The organism is Bartonella vinsonii subsp. berkhoffii ATCC 51672, from assembly GCF_902825225.1.
Taxonomy (GTDB): Bacteria; Pseudomonadota; Alphaproteobacteria; order Rhizobiales; family Rhizobiaceae; genus Bartonella; species Bartonella berkhoffii.
Genome location: NZ_CADEAK010000003.1, coordinates 170,002 through 196,293, shown reverse-complemented (window position 1 = coordinate 196,293; position 26,292 = coordinate 170,002). Strand labels below are relative to the sequence as shown.

Annotated in this window: 22 protein-coding genes; 15 read left to right on the top strand and 7 right to left on the bottom strand. The window is 37.5% G+C overall.

Annotated features, from left to right (window positions below):
- Window positions 1-120 precede the first annotated feature (120 nt).
- From pyrH to lpxB, 10 genes are all read left to right on the top strand, one after another.
- Window positions 121-840: a UMP kinase gene (gene pyrH, locus J7R10_RS02750; protein ID WP_004864630.1), complete on the top strand. Its 720-nt coding sequence runs from the start codon at window positions 121-123 to the stop codon at window positions 838-840.
- Between the two features lie 37 nt (window positions 841-877).
- Entirely contained in the window at window positions 878-1,438 is a 561-nt protein-coding gene (frr, locus tag J7R10_RS02745; RefSeq protein WP_010704931.1) for a ribosome recycling factor, read from the top strand.
- 739 nt (window positions 1,439-2,177) lie between these two features.
- Window positions 2,178-2,993, top strand: a complete 816-nt coding sequence (locus J7R10_RS02740; RefSeq protein ID WP_010704932.1) for a phosphatidate cytidylyltransferase — start codon at window positions 2,178-2,180, stop codon at window positions 2,991-2,993.
- A 15-nt stretch (window positions 2,994-3,008) separates the two neighbouring features.
- Entirely contained in the window at window positions 3,009-4,157 is a 1,149-nt protein-coding gene (locus J7R10_RS02735) for a M50 family metallopeptidase (protein WP_010704933.1), read from the top strand.
- A gap of 204 nt (window positions 4,158-4,361) precedes the next feature.
- The gene (gene bamA / locus J7R10_RS02730; RefSeq protein ID WP_010704934.1) at window positions 4,362-6,758 is read left to right on the top strand and encodes an outer membrane protein assembly factor BamA; all 2,397 of its coding nucleotides are present in this window, start codon (window positions 4,362-4,364) and stop codon (window positions 6,756-6,758) included.
- Window positions 6,759-6,822: 64 nt separating this feature from the next.
- Window positions 6,823-7,869 (top strand): UDP-3-O-(3-hydroxymyristoyl)glucosamine N-acyltransferase, encoded by a 1,047-nt coding sequence (gene lpxD, locus J7R10_RS02725; RefSeq protein WP_010704935.1) that lies wholly within the window; start codon window positions 6,823-6,825, stop codon window positions 7,867-7,869.
- 1 nt (window position 7,870) lies between these two features.
- Window positions 7,871-8,338: a 3-hydroxyacyl-ACP dehydratase FabZ gene (gene fabZ / locus J7R10_RS02720; protein ID WP_010704936.1), complete on the top strand. Its 468-nt coding sequence runs from the start codon at window positions 7,871-7,873 to the stop codon at window positions 8,336-8,338.
- 25 nt (window positions 8,339-8,363) lie between these two features.
- Window positions 8,364-9,188, top strand: a complete 825-nt coding sequence (lpxA, locus tag J7R10_RS02715) for an acyl-ACP--UDP-N-acetylglucosamine O-acyltransferase (RefSeq protein WP_010704937.1) — start codon at window positions 8,364-8,366, stop codon at window positions 9,186-9,188.
- 2 nt (window positions 9,189-9,190) lie between these two features.
- Entirely contained in the window at window positions 9,191-10,063 is an 873-nt protein-coding gene (locus tag J7R10_RS02710; RefSeq protein WP_010704938.1) for an LpxI family protein, read from the top strand.
- Window positions 10,056-11,255, top strand: coding sequence for a lipid-A-disaccharide synthase (gene lpxB, locus J7R10_RS02705; RefSeq protein WP_010704939.1), 1,200 nt, complete (start codon window positions 10,056-10,058; stop codon window positions 11,253-11,255). The genes J7R10_RS02710 and lpxB overlap by 8 nt, the downstream gene beginning before the upstream one ends.
- Here lpxB and J7R10_RS02700 read toward each other — a convergent pair.
- The 7 genes from J7R10_RS02700 to gltX all read right to left on the bottom strand — a co-directional run bounded on the left by J7R10_RS02700 (window position 11,252) and on the right by gltX (window position 19,089).
- Window positions 11,252-12,025, bottom strand: a complete 774-nt coding sequence (locus tag J7R10_RS02700; RefSeq protein WP_026501286.1) for an amino acid ABC transporter ATP-binding protein — start codon at window positions 12,023-12,025, stop codon at window positions 11,252-11,254. The two genes, lpxB and J7R10_RS02700, sit on opposite strands and share 4 nt — an antisense overlap.
- Before the next feature lie 79 nt (window positions 12,026-12,104).
- A complete protein-coding gene (locus J7R10_RS02695) occupies window positions 12,105-12,812 on the bottom strand; it encodes an ABC transporter permease (RefSeq protein WP_010704941.1) in 708 nt (235 codons plus the stop codon).
- Window positions 12,812-13,531: an ABC transporter permease gene (locus tag J7R10_RS02690; RefSeq protein ID WP_010704942.1), complete on the bottom strand. Its 720-nt coding sequence runs from the start codon at window positions 13,529-13,531 to the stop codon at window positions 12,812-12,814. The genes J7R10_RS02695 and J7R10_RS02690 overlap by 1 nt, the downstream gene beginning before the upstream one ends.
- Before the next feature lie 75 nt (window positions 13,532-13,606).
- Entirely contained in the window at window positions 13,607-14,359 is a 753-nt protein-coding gene (locus tag J7R10_RS02685) for a transporter substrate-binding domain-containing protein (protein ID WP_010704943.1), read from the bottom strand.
- A gap of 386 nt (window positions 14,360-14,745) precedes the next feature.
- A complete protein-coding gene (locus J7R10_RS02680; protein WP_010704944.1) occupies window positions 14,746-15,498 on the bottom strand; it encodes a transporter substrate-binding domain-containing protein in 753 nt (250 codons plus the stop codon).
- Between the two features lie 322 nt (window positions 15,499-15,820).
- On the bottom strand, window positions 15,821-17,116 hold the full coding sequence (gltA, locus tag J7R10_RS02675) for a citrate synthase (protein WP_010704945.1): 1,296 nt from the start codon (window positions 17,114-17,116) through the stop codon (window positions 15,821-15,823).
- 542 nt (window positions 17,117-17,658) lie between these two features.
- Window positions 17,659-19,089 (bottom strand): glutamate--tRNA ligase, encoded by a 1,431-nt coding sequence (gene gltX / locus J7R10_RS02670; RefSeq protein WP_010704946.1) that lies wholly within the window; start codon window positions 19,087-19,089, stop codon window positions 17,659-17,661.
- 108 nt (window positions 19,090-19,197) lie between these two features.
- Here gltX and J7R10_RS02665 point away from each other — a divergent pair, with 108 nt between their 5' ends.
- From J7R10_RS02665 to J7R10_RS02645, 5 genes are all read left to right on the top strand, one after another.
- The gene (locus tag J7R10_RS02665) at window positions 19,198-21,537 is read left to right on the top strand and encodes a ComEC/Rec2 family competence protein (protein ID WP_010704947.1); all 2,340 of its coding nucleotides are present in this window, start codon (window positions 19,198-19,200) and stop codon (window positions 21,535-21,537) included.
- Between the two features lie 321 nt (window positions 21,538-21,858).
- Complete coding sequence (gene rpiA / locus J7R10_RS02660) at window positions 21,859-22,563, top strand: ribose-5-phosphate isomerase RpiA (protein WP_010704948.1); 705 nt, start codon at window positions 21,859-21,861, stop codon at window positions 22,561-22,563.
- Window positions 22,564-22,653: 90 nt separating this feature from the next.
- Complete coding sequence (locus J7R10_RS02655) at window positions 22,654-23,211, top strand: DUF2059 domain-containing protein (protein ID WP_010704949.1); 558 nt, start codon at window positions 22,654-22,656, stop codon at window positions 23,209-23,211.
- 203 nt (window positions 23,212-23,414) lie between these two features.
- The gene (gene gor, locus J7R10_RS02650; RefSeq protein WP_010704950.1) at window positions 23,415-24,806 is read left to right on the top strand and encodes a glutathione-disulfide reductase; all 1,392 of its coding nucleotides are present in this window, start codon (window positions 23,415-23,417) and stop codon (window positions 24,804-24,806) included.
- A gap of 73 nt (window positions 24,807-24,879) precedes the next feature.
- Complete coding sequence (locus J7R10_RS02645; RefSeq protein ID WP_010704951.1) at window positions 24,880-26,259, top strand: class II 3-deoxy-7-phosphoheptulonate synthase; 1,380 nt, start codon at window positions 24,880-24,882, stop codon at window positions 26,257-26,259.
- Window positions 26,260-26,292: the final 33 nt, after the last annotated feature.

Genomic DNA, 26,292 nt, shown 5'->3' with positions numbered 1-26,292 from the left:
CCATTGGTTATGGAATTTCTGATATAAAATGTATGATTATTGAGAGGGCGTCACGTGATAAAGTGGTGCCCTTAATGGCGTCGAAAGCAAAAAATAACTGTGCTTTTGGGGAGATTGTCAATGACATTAGCGCTACAATATAAACGTATTCTTTTAAAGGTTTCTGGTGAAGCCCTTATGGGAAAACAGAGCTTTGGGATTGATGTTTCCGTTGCAGATCGTATTGCCGCTGATGTTGCTGAAGTGCGAGCGTTGGGAGTAGAAGTTGCTATTGTTATAGGTGGGGGAAATATTTTTCGTGGAGTTGCTGTTGCTTCACATGGTGGGGATCGTGTGACAGGTGATCATATGGGAATGCTTGCCACGGCTATTAATTCTTTAGCATTGCGAACATCATTGATAAAGCTAGGGGTTGAGACAGTCGTATTGTCCGCGATTGCTATGCCACAAATTTGTGAAAGTTTTTCACAGCGTAAAGCAATAGGTTATATGAATCAAGGAAAAGTTGTTATTTTTGCAGGCGGTACGGGTAATCCATTTTTTACCACTGATTCTGCTGCTACTTTACGTGCAGCAGAAATTGGTGCAGATGTTCTTTTAAAAGGAACACAAGTGGATGGTATTTATTCTGCAGATCCAAAGCTAGATCCTACAGCTAAACGTTTTGACCAATTAACACATGTTGAGATTTTGCAATGGGGGTTGTCTGTTATGGATACAACAGCGGTTACTTTAGCACGCGAAAATAATGTACCGATTATTGTATATTCCATTCATGAAAAAGGTGGTTTGGCTAAAGTGTTGAATGGAACCGGACGGTTTACAATAGTATCGGAATGAAGATAATCTTCAAGGCGTAATTGAAGGAGACAGAAATATGAATGTTATATCTATTATGGATGATCTGAAACGTCGCATGGATGGTGCCATTTCCGCTTTTAAACATGAATTAGGAGGTTTGCGGACCGGACGAGCTTCGGCCAGTTTATTAGAACCTTTAACGGTTGAAGCTTATGGTTCTGTTGTACATATCAATCAGGTCGCGAATATTTCTGTTCCAGAGCCGCGGATGCTTTCAGTTTCTGTGTGGGATAAAACGATGGTAGGAGCTGTAGAGCGTGCTATTCGTGATTCTGGTCTTGGTTTGAATCCCATTACTGATGGTATGAATTTGCGTATTCCTTTACCTGAATTAAATGAAGAACGCCGTAAAGGACTTGTAAAAATTGCACATCAATATGCAGAACAAGCGCGTGTTGCTACCCGCCATGTCCGTCGCGATGGTATGGATAATTTGAAAAAATTGGAAAAAGAAGGTGAAATTAGTCAAGATGAAGCGCATGGCTTATCTGACAAAGTTCAAAAACTCACGGATGAAACTATTGCTGATATTGATAAGATTTTGGCTGTGAAAGAAGCCGAAATTATGCATGTTTAAGGCGATTTTATCGCTAGAAAAATATTATTCTATATTTAGTATAATATCTTTTTATGGATAAGAATGAGGCGTAAAATATCTCTTAATAAAGAGCGTGAGGTGGGAAGAGGTGCATTTTAGCGTATTTCTATATTGCAAGATAAAGATTGATTTGAAGTAGCAGACGTTTTTTAGATCTTTATCTAAATATTGAAAGAGATTCTCTGCTAAAGAGGGGTTTATAATAAGAAAATGAAAAATTTTACGTATTTTTTGAATTACGTGATAAAAATATTTTCATGATTTAGATAAAGATCTAAGGATGTCGTTCAAATCTTTCAGGGGAGATGTTTGGGAAAAATGGAACGTAAAGATTCTATCTTAACTTTGCTACTTTCATTATGAATAATCCAGTTTGCACAGCTTATTTTCAGATGATTGAGAGGATGATAGAAAAATGTTTTTATACGAAGAAAATATCACATATAAATTTCACAATTCCCATAAGAAATAAACGGCAGCTTTTTTTATTATTTAAGATAGACAGAATATATGTATGAATGCATTTTAATACGTAATCCTTTGATATCTCCTTCACTTTTCAGTCTTATAAAGACCATCTTAGTATATCAGATCATGTATGATAGATTGTAAAAAAAAGTCTGTAAAAGTGTGAGTACAAAGAAACCGCATAACAAAGTTTTTTGCTTGCGTCAATTTTTGAGTTTGTATTTTCTATTTTTATTGTTTGGATGGTGTTTTGTCTAATCTTATTTATCGTATTTTGACTGCTTTGGTTTTTGGCATCATTGCTTTGTGTTTAACATGGTTTGGAGGAACTTTATTTTTTTTGTTTGTATGGGGTATTGGTGGTTTTATTCTTTATGAATGGATGTGTATTACGAAAGAAAAGTGGCATGTTTCACAAAAAATATTAGCAAGTGTTTTTTATTTGATTTTTGGTTCTTTTTTGCTATTGGGCGTCTCCGCTTCATTGATTTTTTGTATTTTGATCGTTTTGGCAGCAGTGTTGGCCATTGGACCTATGAAAAAGACTGGTTGGGTTTTTTCAGGTTTTTTATATGCATCTGTTCCGGTGGTCGCTTTATGCTTTTTACGAGGCTATGAAACGTTAGGATTCCAAGCTGTTATTTTTTTATTTACGATCGTATGGGGAACGGATATTGCTGGCTATTTTAGCGGACGGACATTGGGTGGTCCTAAATTAGCACCACAATTTTCTCCTAATAAAACATGGGCAGGGGCGATTGGTGGTACGGTTTTTGGAGTTTCTGGTGGTATATTAATTGCTTTTCGATTTTTTGACATCAATTTAACGAATTTTTTTGTACCGTTGCTCGCACTTTTTTTATCCATTGTTTCGCAATTGAGCGATTTAGGACAATCATGGCTAAAAAGACAATTTTCTGTTAAAGACTCCAGCTCTTTCTTGCCTGGACACGGTGGGTTTATGGACCGTATGGATGGTTTGGTAGGAGCTGCTTTCCTTCTTTATTTAATTGGTTCGTTTATGTCTAATATGGATACACCTTTTAATCTTTTTTGTATGGTTTAATTGGGAGGAAATATTTTGGAACTTTTAAATCATATGATCACTGTAGGCGATTTGCTTTTAAGAGTTTTAAGTGTTCTTTTTGTTATTGTGATTATCATTTTTGTGCACGAAATTGGGCATTATCTTATTGGACGGTGGTGTGGTATTAAGGCATCGGTTTTTTCGCTTGGATTTGGTCCAAAAATAGTGGGATATACAGATAAGCACGGCACACAATGGCGTTTAGCGCTTATTCCTTTAGGGGGGTATGTAAAGTTTATTGGGGATGAAGAGGAAACGGGTCTACCATCATCCCAATCATTTCCGATCGTTGACGGTTCATTTGCGAATGCACATGCTTGGAAAAAAGCCGCAACTGTTTTTGCTGGTCCCTTATTTAATGCTCTTTTTACCATTGTTATTTTAACATTTTTTTTCTTTATTTATGGTCGTGTAGCGACTGAACCAATTGTTGGTTCTTTAGTAAAAGATTTTCCTGCTATTCAATCCGGTTTGGAATTAGGGGATCGTTTTGTTGAGATGGATGGACAACGGGTTGAAAGCTTTGAAAGTTTGATGAATTATATAGCTTTCCATGGTGAAGATCCTATAGAGTTTAAAATAGAACGCATGGGGCAAGTATTTACGGCGGTGATTACACCCAAAGTGATTGAGAGAGATGATGGATTTGGTAATCTGGTTCAAAGTAGTATGATAGGTGTAGGTGTTCCTGTTGATCCAGATAATCCTATGCGTTTAGATCCAGCTTATGTAAAACATATTCACTATGGTTTTGTAAGAGCTGTAAGAGAAGCATCGGAACGTGCTACGTTTATTGTTACGCAAACGATTTTTTTTATTGGTCGTTTAATAGGAGGAAAAGAAGATCATTGCCGACTAAGTGGGCCTTCTAAGACCGTTAAAATTGCGTGGAAAGTAAGTGAGACAGGTTTTATCTCTTTGTTGAATTTTACAGCTTTTCTTTCAATAGGTATTGGATTTATTAACCTTTTTCCAATCCCGCCACTTGATGGTGGACATTTTTTACTTCATGTTATTGAGGCTCTTACGAGGAGACCAATATCCGCTAAAATTCGAGAAATTGTTTTTCGTGTAGGTTTTTTTGTTGTTCTCCTCTTTATGGTTTTTGCATTCTTTAATGATTATTTTTGTTGGTTTAGCTAATAAATGATGGAAAATATTTTATAAATTAGGTAATAATGCAAAAAAAATAAATTAAAGGTCGTTTACCATGTCCACAAAATATTGTGGCGTCGTGTGTTATAATGAATTAAGGGGTGGAAAGTCTTGCTGTGAATAAGAGAGTTGTTATGGCAGTTAGCTTTTTGAGGCATCATATCCAAGGAATAAGATAAGGTAAAAAAGCCAATGACTACAAATTCGAAATTTTTAAATGCGGTATCTGTATTGGTGTTAAGCATGGGGATAGTTGCTCCAACAACAGCCTTTATGTCAATTGCAATGGTTGGAGAAGTACAGGCATCTGTGGTTCGTTCTATTGAAGTTCGCGGGAATAAATTTGTAAGTGCTCAGGCAGTTCGGGACAATATGGACATTAAAACGGGACAGAGTTTTTCCAGTAGTGATGTCGATGCCGCGGTAAAGCGTCTTTTCGGATTGGGCTTATTTTATGAAGTGAAAATAAATCAAGCTGGTGACAAGCTGGTCGTGTTCGTCAAAGAATATGAGGTAGTTAACCAAGTATTGTTTCAGGGAAATAAATCTCTTAAAGATCCTGATCTTAAACGATTTATTTCTTTAAGACCGAATGAGCCTTTTAATTCTGCTAAGCTTTCAGCTGATATTAATACGATTCGTGAAGCTTATAAGACTGTTGGTCGTAATAATATCACAGTAAAAGTTCAAACTATTAATTTGGGAAAAGGGCGTGTAAACATAGTTTTTAATGTTTCTGAAGGGCGGAAGACAAAGATTAGAGATATTGTTTTTAAAGGAAATCATGCTTTTGGAAGCCGTCGTTTGCGAGATGTGATTTCAACAAAGTCTTCGGGAATGTTCTCCTTGTTACTGGGGGGGGATGTTTATAGTGAGGAGCGTTTAGCTGCGGACGAAGAGGCTCTCCGTCGTTTTTATTATAATCGGGGGTATGCAGATTTTCGCATTGTTTCCTCCAAAGCAACTTTTGATGAATCGAGTAATACATATAAAATTTATTTCGTTCTTGATGAAGGGGTTCGCTATAAAATTAGTGATATTCAGGTTGAAAGCGATGTTGATGGAATTGACATTCAATCCGTAAAAGGGATTCTTAAAACGCGATCAGGTGATATTTACAGTGCAGAGAGCATTGAACAGTCTGTTGCAATTATCAACAATAAGGTTGCTGATTCTGGATATGCTTTTGCTAAGGTTGAGCCGCGGGGAAATCGTAATTTGGCAAATCATACAATTTCGATTTTATATAATATTGAACAAGGTCCGCGAGCTTATATTCAGCGCATTGAAATCCGTGGTAATGAAAAGACACGTGATTATGTCATTCGCCGTGAGATTGATTTAAATGAAGGGGATGCTTACAATCAAACTCTCGTACAACGAGCAAAGCGTCGTCTGGAAAGTTTAGGCTTTTTCAAAGCTGTTAATATTTCAATGGTTCCAACAGATCAGTCTGATCAGGTTACCTTAGTTATAGATGTCGTTGAAGCTTCGACAGGAGATCTTTCTTTATCTGGAGGATATACAACGGGTGGGACAAGCCCTGGTATGTCACTTGAGGTATCTGTTACCGAGCGGAATCTTGGAGGACGAGGTCAATATGTTCGGTTAGGATTAGGTGCTGGGCAAGAAAAGTCTCGTAATTACAATTTGTCGTTTGTTGATCCTTATTTTTTGGGTTATCGTTTATCAGCGGGTATTGATATTTTTCGCAGTACTTACCGTGCTGATAAAGCATATGATGTACGGCAGACAGGTGGATCGCTTCGGTTTGCAATACCTATTAACGATCAATTATCTGCTAATTTAGCTTATTCTTATGTGCAAGAAGAATATGATTTTGGTAAAGACTATGACTTAAGCAAAGAGGCTGATATAAGAGAATTATATGGAAAATATTCTGGGGCCATTGTACAAGCAGCCAAGCACAGTCCTTGGAAGCGTTCATCAATTAGTTATGGTTTGACCTATAATACTATTGACGATATGAAAAATCCACATGATGGGTGGTACGTGCGTGTTCTTCAGGAGTATGCCGGGCTTGGTGGGAATGCGAAGTTCTTGAAGACAACTGGTAAAGCGATGATGTATAAGACGCTTTCTGAACCCATGGATCTTGTTGGTTTGCTTTCTTTTGGAGGTGGCTATATTCATGGAATGGGTCGAGATGGTGTTCGTATCTTCGATATGTTTAAAGCAAATACTGATATGATTCGAGGGTTCAAATACAATGGAATAGGTCCTCGTCAGGTTTCCAATAAAGGTGAAGCTTCTTTCTTGGGAGGAACAACATATATAAATGCGACTGCTGAAGTGCAATTTCCAGTACCTGTTGTGCCTGAAGGGTTAGGATTGCGCGGTGCTTTATTTGCAGATGTTGCAACACTTTATGGAAATAAGTATCAACCCGTTTTTCAGGGTGAGGCGCCTGTTACGCATACCAAAAATTCTTGGCGTTCGTCTGCAGGTGTAAGTTTAATATGGGATTCGCCGTTTGGTCCATTGCGTTTTGATTATGCTTGGCCAATAAAGAAGCAGGAAGGTGACCGTTTGCAAAAGTTAAACTTTGGTATTTCTACGAAATTCTGATTTAAATTTTCTTGAGAAGGAAAAATTGAAGAGAATGGGTTAGGCTGGGAGAGAAAGTGTTTTGATGGCGGATACATTTTTTTTTACGCCGTCCCGGCGGTTGACAGTTGCGAATGTTGCAGAGTTAACAGGTGCTAAACTTCTTAATCCAGAGTTTTCTAACACAGTGATAAATACTCTTTCTTCACTTGAGAGTGCTGTGGAAGGTTCGCTTGTATTTGTGGAGCATCGGAAGTTTTCTGATGCTCTATTGGGTAGCTCTGCTGTTGCTGTTTTTTGTACAAATGAAATTGTTTTTAAAGTTCCTGAATCTATGGCGATTTTGGTAACATCCACACCGCAGCGTGATTTTGCACAGATTGGACGCATCTTATTTCCTGATTCTATAAAGCCAATGCCTTGGTTTGGCGAGAGAGAAATTTCACCACATGCGCATATTCATCCAAGTGCTAAATTTGCGCATGATGTGTGTATCGAAGCGGGGGCTGTTATTGGCCGTAATGTTGAGATTGGTGCAGGGACTCTTATTTCATCCACTGCTGTAATCGGTGAAAATTGTCGTATTGGGCGTGACTGTTATATTGCCCCCAAGGTGACAATTCAGTATTCTTTAATAGGTGATAGAGTTCAGCTTTACCCTGGTGTTTGTATTGGGCAAGATGGTTTTGGTTATGTTGGCAGTGTTTCTGGGATTGAAAAAATTCCACAGCTTGGTCGTGTTATTATCGAGGATGGTGTAGAGATTGGTGCGAATACAACGATTGATCGTGGAACATTTGAAGACACCATTATTGGTGAAGGGAGCAAGATCGACAATCTCGTACAAATTGCCCATAATGTGAAAATTGGTCGCTATTGTCTTATCGCTGCACAATGCGGAATTGCTGGAAGTACATCGATAGGTGATATGTCTCAACTTGGCGGGAGTGTAGGAGTAGCAGACCACATTGTAGTAGGTAAATGCGTTCAGATTGCGGCGGGTAGTGGTGTTATGAATGACATTCCGGATGGAGAAAAATGGGGAGGAAGTCCAGCCCGACCATTTAAGCAGTGGTTCCGTGAAGTAGCGGCGTTGCGTAATATTGGCAAAGTTAAAAAGGAGAAAAGCTAATATGGTCAACACCGGAGAAGTGAAAAATCTAGAGGCTGTAGATATTGAAAAATTGCTGTCAATATTACCACATCGTTATCCATTTTTATTGATTGATCGCATCGTTGAAATTAATGGTGAGCAAGAAGCTATTGGTATTAAAAATATAACAATTAATGAGCCACATTTTATGGGACATTTTCCCGCGAAACCAGTTATGCCTGGGGTCTTGATTTTAGAGGCTATGGCACAAACGGCTGGGGCGATTTCGCTTTTAAAATTAGGAAATAAGCAAACAAATTTAGTTTATCTTATGACTGTTGATCATGCAAAATTTCGCAAACCGGTTGTTCCCGGTGACCAGCTAAAGATTCATGTGCAGCTTTTAAAAAAGAGGTCTGGCATGAGGCGTTTTTCGTGTATTGCAAAAGTAGAGGATGTTCGCGTTGCTGAAGCGGAAATCTCTGCGATGATTATCGAAGAAGAGTAAACGATATTGATGGGAATTTAAAAATATGTCCGGTACGAAAATCCATCCAACTGCCCTTGTGGAGAAGGGAGCGCAGCTTGGTGAGAATGTACGAGTTGGGCCGTTTTGTCATATTAGTTCAGAGGCTGTTATTGGTGATGGATGCAGTTTGATGAGTCATGTTGTCATAATGGGGAAGACAACGTTAGGAGCGAATAGTGAAGTCTTTTCATATGCAGTTTTGGGGGCAGATCCGCAAAATAATAAACATAAGGGAGGTCATACAACTCTTTCGATTGGTAAGAATTGTACGATTCGTGAAGGCGTAACAATGCATAGGGGGTCCGACTCGAGTATAGGAATGACGATTGTTGGCGATAATTGCCAATTTTTTTGTTATGCACATATTGCTCATGATTGCCATGTAGGGAATTATGTAACATTTGCAAATAATGCGATGATAGCTGGTCATGTTACTGTTGGTGATCATGTTATTATTGGTGGTGGTGCTGCTGTTCACCAATTTGTTCGTGTTGGGCATCATGCATTTATTGGTGGTGTTTCTGCACTGGTTGGTGATCTCATTCCCTATGGGACAGCTGTAGGTGTACAGGCAAAACTTGCTGGATTAAATATTATTGGTATGAAGCGTGCAGGACTTGAGCGTAAAGATATTCATGCTTTACGTCATGCAGTTGCTATGCTTTTTGATCATAGTAAACCGTTTAAAGAGCGTGTTAGCGACGTTGCTTCTTTCTATTCTACTTCTCAGTCTGTTATTGACGTCGTTAATTTTATTAAAGAAGAAGGAAAACGTTTTTATTGCATACCGAAATTTGAAGATCATAGAATAAAAGAAAATAAGGATTGAAAATGTCTGTTTCTGGTGCCAGAAGTTTTCTTTCCGGTCGCACTGCTATTATAGCAGGAAATGGTGTTTTGCCGATCAGTGTTGCTCAGGCTCTTGAGAAGGATGGACAAAATCCTTTTCTTATACTTTTGCGTGGTGAGGCTGATGCTGTGCTTTATCGCTATGAGCATTGCGAGTTATCAATTGTAGAGTTAGGGCGACTCATTAAAATTTTAAAAACAGCTGAAATTTGTAATATTGTTTTGGCAGGTGGAGTGAGAAAACGGCCCCTTATTACACAATTACGATTCGATTGGACGACATTTTTAGCTCTGCCTCAATTAATCAGGGCTTTGAGAGGTGGGGATGATGCGTTATTAAAAGCTTTTATACGGCTTATTGAATCGCATGGTTTTTGTGTACTTGGCGCTCACGAAATAGTCCCGGATCTTTTAGCACCAATAGAATTTAATCTCACCTTACGGCGTGCTACTCAAAAAGAGAAAAAAGATATTTTTCTAGCTGTAGAAGCAGCAAAGCTGTTAGGTCGATTAGATATTGGGCAAGCAGCTGTGGCTATCGATGGGAGAGTGGTTGCGGTTGAAGGAGCGGAGGGAACTGATAATATGCTTTGGCGGATTTGTGAAATGCGCGAAAGAGGGCAAATTCCACCTAAAGGCGGTGTTCTTGTTAAATGTGCAAAACCACAACAAGATCATCGCGTTGATTTACCGTCAATTGGACCTGCGACAATAATGAATATTACAAAGAGTGGATTATCTGGCATTGCGGTTGAGGCAAATAAAAGTTTAATTTTATCAGTGAAAACAACGATAGAGAAAGCCAATAAATATTCTCTGTTTATAGAAACATTTGAAAAGTTTGATCATGAATGATTGTTCCTTAAAAATTGCTGTTGTTGCAGGAGAGGAATCTGCTGATTTACTTGGAGCAGATTTAATTTCTTGTCTCTCACAACAGACAGGGTGCAACATTCATTTGATTGGCATTGGTGGAAGGCATTTAAAGGCACTAGGTTTAAAAAGCTTTTTTGATCCTCATGATATTGCTTTAATAGGTTTAGGTGCAGTTTTAAAAAAACTACCATTATTATTAATGCATATCCGCAATTTGTCTAAATTTATTGCACAAGAACAACCTGATTGTCTCATTATTATTGACAGTCCTGATTTTACCCATCGTGTTGCAAAAAAGGTGCGTATTTTAGCCCCTTCTATTCCTATTATTAAATATGTTGCGCCCACTGTTTGGGCATGGCGCCCAAAGCGCGCTAAAGATATGCGCAAATTCGTTGACCATATTTTAGCAGTTTTTCCTTTTGAAGAAAAGATTATACGAGATTTAGGAGGCCCTCCTACTACTTATGTTGGGCATCATCTTTTAGTTCATCCTCCACTCTTGTCTATCCAATCAGAAAAAAAACATTTGCATGGTAAAGAAATATCATCGCCAACATTAGTTCTTTTGCCAGGATCACGCAATTTAGAAATACGCTATCTCATGCCAATTTTTCGAGACGCACTAGAAATTCTTCTACAACGTGTTCCTCATTTACGTATTATTTTACCGACTTTGCCACATTTAGTGGATGAGATTCGTGATTTTGTACAAGGCTGGAAGAGCAACGTAGAAATTGTTGTTGGTGAAAAGGAGAAATGGCATGCTTTTGCGCAAGCAGATGTTGCACTTGCGGCACAGGGGACGGTCTCACTTGAATTGGCATTAGCAAAAATTCCCATGGTTCTTTGTTATAAACTTGATTATTTTTCTAAATTATTCATTTTTCCCCAAATACTGTTGTGGAGTGCTGCTCTTCCCAATATTATTTCTGATAAGCCTATTATTCCGGAATATTTTAATGAATTTTTACGTCCTGGCATGTTAGCAAGGCAGATAGAGCAAATTTTGTGTAATTCTTTAGTGAGACAGGCACAACTTGATGCTTTTGAGATGGTGGAACAAAAAATGAAAACCCAAATACCATCAGGGGTTGTTGGTGCACGAACGATTATGACTCTTTTAAAAGATAAGACTCAAATTGTATCAATAAACAACTTTGATGGTTAATGTTTAATTTTAGCAAGAAAATCACAAGCACGTTGGCTTTTAGGATTAGTAAAAAATTTTTCAGAGGCTGTATCTTCAATAATCGTTCCATTTTCTAGAAAAAGGATTCTTTCTGAAACTTCGCGCGCAAAACCCATTTCGTGAGTAACACAAAGCATTGTCATCCCTGTATTTGCTAATTGGACCATGACTTCTAAAACTTCTCCAACGCTTTCTGGATCAAGAGCTGATGTTGGTTCATCAAAAAGCATCACTTCAGGTTCCATACAAAGGGCACGAGCAATCGCAACACGCTGTTGTTGTCCACCAGAAAGTTGTAAAGGGTATTTGTTACAGTGTTTTTCAATTCCAACATCTGTAAGATAACGAATGGCCCGTTCTTTTGCTTGTTTTTTAGAAAGTCCTTGAACTGTCATGGGTGCTAAAATGCAATTTTGCATAACGCTCATATGGGGGAATAAGTTAAAGTTCTGAAAGACCATTCCTATTTTACGGAGAACATTTTTTTGCTGGTATAGAGGTGCAGCATGAATATCAATATTATGAACGCAAATTGAACCTTTTTGTGCTTTTTCTAATTGATTAATACAACGAATTAAAGTTGATTTCCCTGATCCGGAAGGACCACAGATAACAATGCGTTCGCCAATTTGAACATCGAAATTAATATCATAAAGTACTTGGAAATCTCCATACCATTTATTTAAATTCCGAATAGAAATTACGGAGTTTTGAGTAGTATGAACAAATTTATTATTTTCCAAATTCATCTTATTATATTCTTTCATTAATAAATAAGTTGCTTAATTGAACATTTTGATTTGGTAAAGGTTTTTGCGATCATTTTCTTTACCGTAAATATCGGGTTAGACGATTTTCGATAAAAATAACAAAACGACGAATGAGTTCAACGATAAGAAGATAAATAAGAGCGGCCCAAACGTAAACTTGGAAATCGAATGTACGTGAATAAGTAAGCTTGGCAATACCCATTAAATCATAAACAGTAACCAGTGAGGCAATGGCACTGGATTTAATCATTAAAATCAATTCATTTCCTAAAGGGCGTAATGCTATGACCATTGCTTGCGGAAGAATAACTCTAAAAAATGTTACAGAGCGACTCAACCCTAAGGCTTTTGATGCTTCACGTTGTCCAATTTTTACAGAGAGAAAACTTCCTTTAAAGATTTCAGATTGATAGGCAGCAGAATTGAGTGCAAAAATGAAAAGGCAACAATACCATGCGTTTTGAAAGAACCACCATAAGCCAACCTGTTGCCAGAAATTGTTCATTGAACCAAGTCCGTAGTAAAAAAGGAAGAGCTGGGCTAGTAGAGGAGATCCGCGAAAAAAATAAACATAAGCATATGCAGAATATTGCAGAAACCTATTATTTGATAAACGTGCAAACGTGATAAGCATCCCAAGGAAAAAACCAATAGAACAAGCAATAAAAACAAGCTCAAAAGTAATAATAAGGCCATCAATAAATTTGGGCCCATAACGGTTTAGAAGAGTAGGATTAAAAAGGAAATAAAGCCACTCGGGAATCATCAGTTCAACACCTTTCTATATCCCGCTTGAGTATATGTTTCCAAAGTGTGGAGGATTGCAGAAAAAAATGCCGAAAATAACAAATAAAGTAAGCATGCCACAAGATAAAACAGCATAGGTTTATCAGTTGCAGCAACTGCTAAATTTATCTGTCGCATGAGATCCACAAGTGAAATGGTTGACACGAGGGATGTATCTTTGAGTAGAGTAAGCCAATTATTAGAAAGTCCTGGCAAGGCATTTCGGAACAGTTGAGGAAAAACAATACGAAAAAATGTAGTCGATTTTGAAAGTCCCAGAGCTTTCGCTGCTTCATATTGTCCTTTATCAAAAACATTAAATGCTCCAAGCCAAACTTCACAAGAAAAAGCTGCAAGCACCATACTGAGTGCAACAACACCGGCAACAAAAGCATTGATACTAAACACTATTTCGATATTAAAATAATCAAGAACAATTTGAATAATATTTTGCAAGCCATAGTAAACTAAAAATAAGGTCAAAAGCTCTGGTAAGCTGCGGAATACTGATGAAAAAAGGGTTGCTATAGCTCTTGCTGTGTTAATATTGGATCCAATCATCACTGCACCCAGAAGTCCTAGAGGCAGTCCCAAGAGCCCACAACACAAAGCCAGTGATAATGTTATTCCCGCACTAGAAAGTATAACTGCACCCCATCCACCATTGCTAAATGATAGCAATGCTAAACTTTCAATCATTCTTGCACTCCTCATAAAGAGTTAGATAATATTTTAGAAATAAACAGTTTTTTCAATTTTAATCCATATTGATCTTTAATAAAGACCGTATGAAAAATACTTTTTCATGATTTTATCATAAGTTCCATCCAAACGGATTTCTTTTATCGCTTTATTAAATTTGTTTTTAAGATCATTATTGTTTTGACGTAGAGCAATTGCAATAGGAAATTTTGTTTCTTCCAAAGTTCCTAGAAGTTGGCAACAATCGTTTCCTTCATTTTCGAGCCAGTTTAATGCTTGCAGTTTATCAACGATAACGGCATCAAGCCGATGGTTTAAAAGATCACGATTAACTTCTATTGTTGTCGGATAGAATTTGATATTTACCCCTTCAGAGGAATAATGATCTTCTGCATACGCGGCTTGTGTTGTATTTGATTGCACACCAAGATTTTTACCTTTAAAAGCTTCTGCCGAGATCTCTTTAATGGCTGAAACTTTGCTAACAATAACAGCCAATTCTGTGTTGTAGTAAGGATCTGTGAAGTCAATCTTTTGTAAGCGCTCTTGTGTGAGTGCAAGGGAAGCGATAATCGCGTCATATTTTTTTGCAAGAAGACCAGGAATCATTCCCTCAAAATCTTGAGTGATAAGAATACATTTGACGTTCATTTTTTGACAAAGTGCATAAGATATATCAATATCAAAACCCTGAAGTTTATTATTTGAGTCAATGTAACTAAATGGGGGGTAGGAGCCTTCATTCGCAATTTTCAACGTTTGAGCATTGGCAGATGGGCTGAACAATATTGTGCTTATTATAAGAGCGACTGCTAATAATTTCATTATGGTCTCCTGTTGGATAAGCGGGAAAATATAAGACTGTCATGTTTTTTATAATCCGTAAGCTCTTCTGGGAGCAATGCAAAAAATTTAGGAGTGTTCATTTTGATATCATGACAATGAAAATCTTTTATGAATGTCGCTATGATAAACTTTAGAGAAGGAAAAGCTTTTTCATTAATCATATTTATAGATTATTTTTCATGAGATGATTTATCTTTATCATTTTATTCAAAAAAAAAACCAAAAATTTAGCTTTGAGAAAAGGTTATGCAATGAAAGCACGAAGAAGAATTTAGCTATCGAAGAACATATAAGAACTGATCTTTTAATCAATATGAATGTTTTTAAAAATAAACAATTTGCTTAATTCTAATACATATTGATATTTAATAAATATCGAACGAAAAATACTTCTTCATGATTTTATCATAAGTTCCATCCAAACGGATTTCTTTTATCGCCTTATTAAATTTGTTTTTAAGATCATTATTGTTTTGACGTAGAGCAATTGCAATAGGAAATTTTGTTTCTTCCAAAGTTCCTAGAAGTTGGCAACAATCGTTTCCTTCATTTTCGAGCCAGTTTAATGCTTGCAGTTTATCAACGATAACGGCATCAAGCCGATGGTTTAAAAGATCACGATTAACTTCTATTGTTGTCGGATAGAATTTGATATTTACCCCTTCAGAGGAATAATGATCTTCTGCATACGCGGCTTGTGTTGTATTTGATTGCACACCAAGATTTTTACCTTTAAAAGCTTCTGCCGAGATCTCTTTAATGGCTGAAACTTTGCTAACAATAACAGCCAATTCTGTGTTGTAGTAAGGATCTGTGAAGTCAATCTTTTGCAAGCGTTCTTGTGTAGGAGCAAGGGAAGAAATGATCGCATCATATTTTTTTGCAAGAAGACCGGGAATCATTCCCTCAAAATCTTGAGTGATAAGAATACATTTGACATTCATTTTTTGACAAAGTGCATAAGATATATCAATATCAAAACCCTGAAGTTTATTATTTGAGTCAATGTAACTAAATGGGGGATAGGAGGCATCACTTGCAATTTTCAGCGTTTGGGCATTAGCAGACGGGCTGAACAATATTGTGCTTATTATAAGAGCGACTGCTAATAATTTCATTATGGTCTCCTGTTGGATAAGCGGGAAAATATAAGACTATCACGTTTTTTATAATTTGTAAGCTCTTCTGGAGCAATGCAAAAATCTATTTAAGTTCATTCTGCTATTATTATCCTCGTATGAACAAAGAGCATTCTCAATTTTATTGATTTATTGAGAAAAATTATCAGAAAATTTTCTGCACAACCTCTATGATGGTCTTACTTGCAAAAAGGGTTTCAAAATCAAGGTTTATAAAAAACACTGTTAGATTTTACCATCGAGTCATTTACAATAAAGCTTCAGTAAATTGAAGCTTTATTATTTGGTTTTTTAACTTCATTTAACTTATACGTTTTTCTATGGGAATATATTCGCGCATAGTATAACCTGTATAAAGTTGGCGAGGACGACCAATCTTTTGTGCAGGATCTTCAATCATTTCTTTCCATTGCGCAACCCAACCTACACTACGTGCTAATGCAAAAAGAACAGTAAACATTTCGGTTGGAAATCCTAAAGCTTTTAACGTAATGCCAGAATAGAAATCGACATTCGGATAAAGCTTTTTTTCAACAAAATATTCATCATTTAAGGCGATTTTTTCCAGTTCTATAGCGATATCAAGAAGTGGATCATTTTGAATGTTGAGTTCTTTTAGAACCTCATGGCAGGTTTTTTGCATGATTTTTGCACGTGGATCATAATTTTTATAGACTCGATGACCAAATCCCATAAGACGGAAAGGATCATTTTTATCTTTTGCACGTGCAATAAATTCAGGAATTCTCTTAACAGAACCTATTTCTAGTAGCATCTTTAGGCATGCTTCATTGGCTCCACCATGTGCGGGGCCCCAAAGACAAGCAACACCTGCAGCGATACATGCAAATGGATTAGCGCCTGATGACCCAGCAAGGCGTACAGTGGATGTAGAAGCATTTTGTTCGTGATCTGCATGAAGGATAAAGATTCGATCCATTGCTCGTGTGAGTACAGGGTTGGTTTTGTATTCTTCACATGGAACAGAAAAACACATACGGAGGAAATTGGCAGCGTAACTAAGATCATTACGTGGATAAACAAATGCTTGCCCGATACTGTATTTATAAGCCATAGCAGCAAGAGTGGGAACTTTTGAGATGAGGCGAACAGAAGCAATCATTCTTTGTTGAGGATCTATGATATCAATCGAGTCGTGATAGAATGCTGACATAGCTCCAAGGCACGCAACCATGACAGCCATAGGATGCGAGTCGCGACGGAAACCATGAAAGAAGCGCGCAAATTGCTCGTGTACCATCGTGTGCTGCATGATACAACGATCAAAGTCACTTTTTTCCTGTTGTGTTGGGAGTTCACCGTAAAGTAAAAGGTAGCAGCTTTCGAGAAAGTCCCCTTTTTCAGCCAGTTGCTCGATAGGATAACCGCGATAAAGCAATACTCCTTTATTACCATCAATGTACGTGATTTTTGATTCACAAGAAGCAGTTGATGTAAAGCCAGGATCGTAAGTAAAAGTATCGGTTTGTTTGTAAAGAGAAGCAATTTCAATAACATCAGGACCAAGAGTACCTTTACGCACTGGAAGTTCTATTTTTTTATCATTCACTGTAATATATGTTTTATTCTCAGACATTAGATATTCCTTTCAGATCCTCCGCTTCTAAAAATCAAGATTTTGCTTTATCAAGTGGGGAGATATATCATGGAAGCTTCTCCTCCTGTATTGAAGGGTAGATTTACCCTAAAAGATGACACATGCAATCTAAAAAATACTTTTTATCTGTAATTTTAGAAAATGTATATTTTAATAACTCAAGAGAAAAGATAATTTTTATTTTGTATGGAAGCATTGGTACGTGAATGGTATAATGTAAAATCCAATAGACGCTACTGTTTTTAAGCTTATCAAGAATGAACCAGCAGCGTCGTTAATCTACCACCTTTCAATGTTATGATTGATCTTGGCATAGATACTTAAGAGGCATTTTCACATCTATTTTTAAATGTTTGTATCCAGACATAGATTTCTTTTGTAAAAGTAAGCGTACAGTTTTTAAATTTACTATGCGTTAAAATAAGAAAATCTTCCAGCATTCAGCTCTCTCATTAAATATGTGAAACAACAAATTATTTTAAAATCAAAATCTTGATCATAATACGCATCCCGTTGATAAGTTATGTACATGTCGTTTTTATGAGTTGGTCATTGATACGGTTGAGAGATTCATCTCGTCCCAATAAAAGGAGAACATCAAAAACTCCAGGTGATGTTGTGCGTCCTGTGAGAACAGCTCGAAGAGGTTGAGCAATAGAGCCAAATTTCAGATCCTGTGTTTGTGCATAAGATCGGAGAGCTTCATCGAGCGTTTTTGATTCCCAAGAGGGGCATGCTTTCAGGGTAAGATAAAGACCCTTTAAAATGGACTGTCCATTTTTATTTAGAAGCATTTGTGCTTTTTCATCAAGCTGTAATGGCCTTTGTGCAAAAATGAAGGAGGCATTGTCAATGAGTTCGCATAGTGTTTTTGAACGTTCTTTCAAATTGGGGATCGCTTTTAAAAATTGAGTACGGGCTTTTTCATCGAGCCTTTTCATTATTTGTAATTTATCTTCAATTTCTGGTAAAATGTTAAGAGCAGCCTCAAAGAGGTCTTGATCATTGCTTGTGCGTATATAGTGTCCATTGATAGCATCGAGCTTTTTGAGATCAAAACGGGCTGCACCTTTATTAATATCATCAATATCAAACCAAGAAATCATATCTTCGAGTGACATGAGTTCATTATCACCATGGCTCCATCCTAGACGGACGAGGTAATTACGCAACGCAGCAGGAAGGTATCCCATTGTGCGATAGGCATCGACACCTAATGCACCATGCCGCTTTGAGAGTTTTGCACCATTTTCACCATGGATAAGTGGAATATGTGCCATAACAGGAATATTCCACTCCATTGCATTGAAGATGATTGTTTGACGAGCTGCATTTGTAAGATGATCATCACCACGTATGATATGGGTTACACTCATATCATGATCATCAACGACGACGGCATGCATATAGGTAGGTGAACCATCAGAACGCAAAATGATAAAATCGTCCAGATCTTTATTAGGAAAACGAACATCACCTTGAACACGGTCATGCACAATTGTTTCTCCATCTTGGGGTGCTTTAATGCGAATAACAGGCTTGATGTCTTTAGGAGCTTGAGAAATATTACGATCCCGCCAACGTCCATCATAACGTGGTGGACGCCCTTCTGCTCGGGCATTTTCACGCATTTCAGCCAATTCTTCAGGAGAAGCATAACAATAATAAGCTTTGCCTTCTTTTACCAATTGTTCAGCAACTTGGCGATGACGTTCTGCTCGTTCAAATTGCGAAATAGGGACACCATCATAGTCCAGTCCCATCCAGTGCAAGCCATCTATAATGGCTTTTACAGCTGCTTCTGTCGAACGTTCTCGATCAGTATCTTCAATACGGAGAAGCATTTTACCACCAGTATGTTTGGCATAAAGCCAATTAAAGAGGGCCGTACGAGCCCCTCCGATATGAAGAAAACCTGTTGGTGAGGGGGCAAATCGGGTAATAACGGACACGGATATCTTCCTTTAAAATTAAGACGTTATTTATAGAACTTTATGGAAATATTATGTTAGCCTAGCGGGTGCAATAGCTGCGTTGCAAGTAAAGTGGGGGATTTGCAAATGTTTAATCACAATAAAGTTAAGAATGTTTTATCCAGAAGCGTTATAACAGAAGGAAAAAAATCGAATTTTCTACGGCAAGATACATTTTTTATCCTTTATAAAAAAAATAACAAAAGCTGTAACAAACAAAAAATTCTTTTTTTGACACCTTTAGAAGAGGCAATAACTCTTTTTGGGAAGTGGTTGGTAGATTGCATAAACAAAGAAATCTCTTTTGGAATTCTTTTTTCATTGGTTTTAGTCTTTTTTTCCATAGGAATCATTTTTTATTTTAGTTTAGAGCAAGAGCCAAGTTGGGGACAGTTTGGGATATTGGTGAGCTTCTTTCTTGGAATACTCTTTACTTTGCGTTTTTACCGGACAATATGGATTATCACGGGATTTCTGTTTTGTATTGTATTGGGTGCTTTGGCTGCAAAAGTAGAAACATGGCGTATTTCTACACCAATGCTGAGCAGCGATATCATCACTACGTTAACGGGAAGAATTTTTTCTATTGAGTCAAGGAAAAAGGGGGAATTTCGTTTAGTTCTAGATGTTTTGAGCACAGAAAAGCCAGTATTACATCATGCTCCTCATCGTATTCATTTGTCTGCAAGACATTTACCACATGGATTGGCAATTGGTGATGGCCTCTATGGGAAAGTCAAAATGCGTGCATTATCTGGGCCGGTACGTCCAGGAGGCTATGATTTTAGTTTCCATAATTATTTCAAAAGAATTGGGGCGCAGGGAATTTTCTTGGGAAAGCCAGTTAAAATATCAGTTTCAAAGCCCGATGGAATATTAGGGATAGTCCTACAAAAAATTGAAAATTTACGGACGAATATGACGCAAAAAATCCGTATGGCAATTGATCAAGAAAAGGGAAGTGTTGCGGCTGCTCTTATAACGGGACAGCGGGGAGGTATTTCAAAGGATATAAACGAAGCATTGCGTACAGCTGGATTAGCGCACATTTTATCAATATCAGGTTTGCATATGGCTTTATTGAGTGGCATAGTTTTTGTCAGTATCCGTAGTTTTTTAGCACTTTTTCCGGTTTTCTCATCCTATTATTCCGCTAAAAAATTTGCTGCTATTGCTGCATTAATGATGACAGCTTTTTATTTGTTACTGTCTGGTATGGCTGTATCCGCCCAGAGAAGTTTTGTAATGATTGCCGTTATGTTGGTTGCTGTATTGTGTAATCGTTCTGCTGTCACAATGCGTAATTTTGCTATTGCAGGTTTGATAACTCTGGCTATTGGACCCCATGAAATATTAGGCCCAAGCTTTCAAATGTCTTTTTCTGCAACCGCAGCTTTAATTGCCTCTTTTGACTGGTGGAGTGTGCAGTCATTTTTTCGTAAAAGAAAAACAACCCCCTCTTATGTTGGAGGTGGAGTGATTGATGTTGCGTTTTTATCGATACTTTCAATATGCATATCTTCATTCGTAGCGGGAACTGCTAGTGGAATTTACGCTGCTTATCATTTTTCCAATATTGCATTTTTTAGTATTATTAGCAATGCTTTAGCTTTGCCTATAGTGTCAATCCTCATCATACCTTTCGGATTAATTGCAGGTCTTACAATGTTTTGGGGGGGTGAATGGTTACCACTTCAAATTATGGGTTTTGGTGTTGGTCTTGTGATAAAAATTGCTCACACTATAAAGGCCATTTCCCCTGATTTGAATCCTGGATTTATGCCATTATCTGCCTTGGTGTTATTAAGTATAGGTTTGACTGGACTGATTTTTTGTAAAACATCCATCAGGCTCTTTTTTAGTTTCTTTATTTTGGCTGGTCTTTACATTTGCGGGATGCATTCACCTGTGCAACTCATTATAGCAGACAATATGAGGCTCGTGGGTGTTGTTAATAAAAAGAAATTATATATTGATCGTTACCACTTTTCTCTATTCACGACATCCATATGGGAAAAATCATTTCGTGTGAATGAGACAATTAAACCAACAAAATATGGTCCTTCATTTAAGGAACAGTTTGTTTGTGATAATCATGTATGTGTATCCTTATTAGAAAATGGATCGAAAGTGGTTGTGTTGCGTGGAGAAACAGATCAATGTGTAGAGGCAGATATTCTGATTAAGACATTTGCAATGAGTGGTCAAACATGTAACAAAAAGGCAAAAATAATATTTACGCGCCAACAATTGTTATCACGAGGGAGCATGATGATGACCAAAAGTGGAGATATCATTTGGTCGTCAATGAGTTTTCATAGACCGTGGAATATACACAGACAGCATTCACAAAAATCGTACAATTTATCGCATTCTTCATCTTTTCTAGAGAACTATAGAATAAAAAATGATCGGCGCATTTTTTAATTATGCTTTGTTATTTTTCTAGTTTTGAATTGTCAATTCCACAAAAGCTAACCGATGATTCACGGTTTTTCAAAAAAACGAACAATTTTGATAGTGAAAGCTAAACCAAAAAGGCTTATTGATTATGGAAAATGTCAATAAATTTTATAAAGAGATAAAATTGTTAATCATTCCGTTTTATTATTGTTCTATGGCTTATAATAATGAACATTTTTTCAATCAAAAGGTGATGAATAAATTGATGATAGATTAATGCAATGGGCTACTCTTTGTTATAAGTCTTGAGTAAATGTCACTGGTTGGTACAAAGGTAAAATATTCATGAATGTTCAGCAGTTAAAAAAAATGGCGGCTCTTAAAGCGCTTGAATTTATTGAAGATGATATGCGGCTTGGTATCGGATCTGGTTCGACAGTCAATGAATTTATTCGCCTTCTTGGTGAGTGTGTTGCGGATGGTTTGCGCGTGACAGGTGTTGCTACCTCACGAAATTCTGAACAACTTTGTCGTAAATTTGGTGTGCCTCTCAGTACTTTGGAACAAATGCCTGAACTAGATCTTGATATTGATGGGGCAGATGAAATTGGTCCAGAGATGTCTCTCATTAAAGGGGGAGGTGGGGCATTGTTGCATGAAAAAATTGTGGCCGCAGCATCTCATACAATGCTTATTATCGCTGATGAAACAAAGATAGTCAAAAGACTTGGTGCTTTTGCATTGCCAATAGAAGTCAATCCGTTTGGTATGCATGCGACACGCAGAGCCATCGAAAAAGTAGCTGATGATTTAGGGCTTTCTGGAAAAATTGCATTACGGATGAATGGAGAAAATCCTTTTGAAACAGATGGTGGTCACTTTATTTTTGATGCGTTTTGGGGATGTATTTTGCAACCGAAACTCTTATCAGAAGCACTTCTTGCCATTCCTGGTGTTGTAGAGCATGGTCTTTTTTTAGGATTGGCTTCACGTGCGATTGTGGCTATGGCAAATGGTCAAACAAAAGTTTTAGAAACTTTTGACTTTTAGAGAAGACAGTTTCATCATGATATGTTAGCACAATATGATAAATAAAAAGTATTGAAATTTTGAATAATTAATTATCGGGGTAATCATTAAATGAAAAAAATATTTTCTTTTCAGCATTTTGTCATGTATTTAGGTGTCGTTGCCGTTTTTGTTGTGAATGTTGGAATGGCTTATGCACAAGGTGTGAGTGATCAACATTTAGATTCAGCTAGAAAAGCTATACGTGCTATTCACGCAACTGATCAATTTGATGGCTTTTTACCAAATGCAGCAGATGATCTCAAAACAGAACTGATGAGGGATGATCCCAATTTGGCAGCATCTATTTCTGATATTGTTGATAAGCAGGCACTTGCTTTGGCTAAACGACGTTCTGATTTAGAAAAAGAGATTGCCCATGTTTATGCAAAATATTTTACGCAAAAAGAGCTTGATGCAATAACGGAATTCTACAATTCTGATACCGGTAAAAAGTTTTTGACAGAAGTTCCAAATATTGCGCGTGATGCTTATTCTACATTTGATACATGGCGTTCTGTGCTTATGCAGGATCTTATAAAAAATGTAAGAAAAGAGATGTCTGAAACACTTAATTTGAACAACTCCGTTACACCTAATAAATCAAGCTCTTCAGAAAAGAAAAAATAATTTGATTGGTATCGTAACAATCATGTGCGATTTTTAGTTTATTTAGAAAAAAAACGGCGGTTTTCCCGCCGTTTTTAATAAAAAGAAGACTTTTAAAGGGGGGGCACTTTGTAGAAAAAAGAGTATTTGGAAACAAAAAAGACTTTCATTTTATTATAAATGACCATAGCCTATTGCTGCAGACATGTGAGAAGGAATAGTTCGTGAGATCTTTTGACTTTGATTTGTTCGTTATTGGAAGCGGTTCTGGTGGAGTGCGTGCTGCACGCCTCGCGGGAAGTCTTGGGAAGCATGTTGCTATAGCAGAAGAATATCGAATAGGGGGAACTTGTGTTATTCGCGGTTGTGTTCCCAAGAAATTGTATGTTTATGCTTCACAATATGCAAAAGAGTTCAGGAAGAGTGTTGGTTTTGGATGGAAATATGCTGATCCCATTTTTAGCTGGGAAAGACTTGTTGCAGCAAAAAATACAGAAATATCAAGATTAGAAGGGCTTTATCGCAAGGGTTTGCAAGATAATAATGTTCATATCTATGAAAGTCGTGCGGCCTTTGTGGATGATCATACATTAGAGCTTTTAGAAACAGGCGAACGGGTCAGCGCAGAAAAGATTTTAATCGCAACGGGGGCAAAAATTGCGCCAAATACTGCGATAAAAGGTAGTGATGTGTGCCTTACTTCTAATGAAATTTTTGATCTTAAAAAACTCCCAAAATCAATAGTCATTGTTGGTGGTGGGTATATTGGTGTTGAATTTGCTAATATTTTTCATGAATTAGGTGTGAAAACGACATTACTCCATCGTGGGGATTTAATTCTTCGTAATTTTGATTATGATTTACGACAGTTGCTTCATGATGCAATGGTTGAAAAAGGGATTTCTATTATTTATGAGGCCGCAGTTTCCAAGGTACAAGCGAGTGGAGATTGTTATGACGTTGTTTTATCAAGTGGACAAACGATTACGACCGATCAGGTTATGTTAGCAACGGGGCGTGTGCCAAATACAACAGGTTTAAGACTTGAGCGGGCAGGTGTTAAAGTGAATGAATTTGGTGCAGTTGTTGTTGATGAAAGAATGACAACAAATGTACCCCACATTTGGGCTGTTGGTGATGTAACAGGTCATGTTCAATTAACACCTGTTGCGATTCATGATGCAATGTGTTTTGTTAAGACTGCATTTGAGAATACCCCCACGACACCTGATTATGATTTAATCACCACTGTGGTTTTTTCACAACCCGAGATTGGAACAGTCGGTCTTTCAGAAGAAGATGCATTACATCGTTATAAGTGTCTTGAGATTTATCGTACAGTTTTTCGTCCTATGCGCAATGTTCTTTCTGGAAGTTCAGAAAAAATGTTTATGAAGCTTGTTGTTGATGGTGAAAGTCGGATTGTTGTGGGGGCGCATATTTTAGGGGAAAACGCTGGTGAGATAGCGCAGCTCCTTGGCATATCACTCAAGGGGAGGTTGACGAAGGATGTCTTTGATGAAACTATGGCGGTGCACCCAACGATAGCAGAAGAAATAGTAACGATGTATAAACCAAGTTATATATATGAAAACGGGAAAAAAATAGAAAATTAAAGAGCGCAGATTATAGTAGGCAACGAAGCTTTTGCTGTGACAAACTATGAACTGAGGCTCTGGAGAGAGTGTAATGATAAAAGAGTGGGCACCTAACTCTTGGAGAGAAAGGCCAGTTAAGCAAATTCCAGCTTATCCGGATCAATCTATGTTAGCAGATGTTGAACGAAAGCTAAGGAGCTATCCTCCTTTAGTTTTTGCCGGTGAAGCCCGTGATTTAAAAAATGAATTAGCAGCGGTTACACAAGGTCAGGCTTTTTTATTACAAGGTGGGGATTGTGCAGAAAGCTTTGCAGAACATGAAGCCGATAACATTCGTGATTTTTTTCGTGTATTTTTGCAAATGGCGATCGTTTTAACTTTTGGTAGTTTTAAACCAGTTGTTAAAATCGGTCGTATTGCTGGTCAGTTTGCAAAGCCACGCTCTTCTGATATTGAAAGCAGAGAAGGTATTGAACTTCCTTCTTATCGGGGGGATATTATTAATGGCATTGAGTTTGAAACGGGTTTTCGTATTCCTGATCCACACAGGATGTCTATGGCTTATCGCCAATCTGCAGCAACGCTTAATTTGTTGCGTGCTTTTTCACAAGGGGGATATGCCAATTTAGAAAATGTTCATGCATGGATGTTGAGTTTCGTTTCTAATAGTCCACAGGGCGAACGTTATAAGCTATTGGCAGAACGTATTTCTGAAGCGATTGATTTTATGCGTTCCATAGGGATTACATCTAAAACGAATTCTTCATTACGTGAAACATCTTTTTATACCAGCCATGAGGCACTTTTGCTTGGCTATGAAGAGGCTTTAACGCGGATTGATTCGACTTCTGGAGATTGGTATGCAACATCTGGCCATATGTTGTGGATTGGTGATCGCACGCGTCAAATTGATCATGCACACGTTGAATATTGCCGCGGTATTAAAAATCCTATAGGATTGAAGTGTGGCCCTTCTCTTGAACCTGATGAGCTTTTGAGATTGATTGACATTCTAAATCCTGAAAACGAACTGGGTCGATTGACGCTCATTACGCGTTTTGGTTATGATAAAGTTGAAAAATATCTTCCTCAATTGATCCATGCAGTTGAACGGGAAGAACGTAAGGTTATATGGTCGTGTGATCCAATGCATGGCAATACGGTTACTGTGAATGGTTATAAAACGCGCCCTTTTGATTATGTTTTAAAGGAAGTAGAGAAGTTTTTTTCAGTGCACTGTGAGGAAGGAACGTATCCAGGGGGGATTCATATTGAAATGACTGGTCGTGATGTGACAGAATGTACAGGAGGGGCACATGCTATCTCTGTTGAAGATTTGTCCAATCGTTATCATACGCAGTGTGATCCACGATTAAATGCAGATCAAGCATTAGAATTAGCTTTTCTTGTTGCGGAACTTCTTAAAAAAAACCGCAATTCTGATTCATTTGCTCTTGTTGCAAATGGTTAGATAAAAAGTTGCATAACATTTTTTTATCTTAAG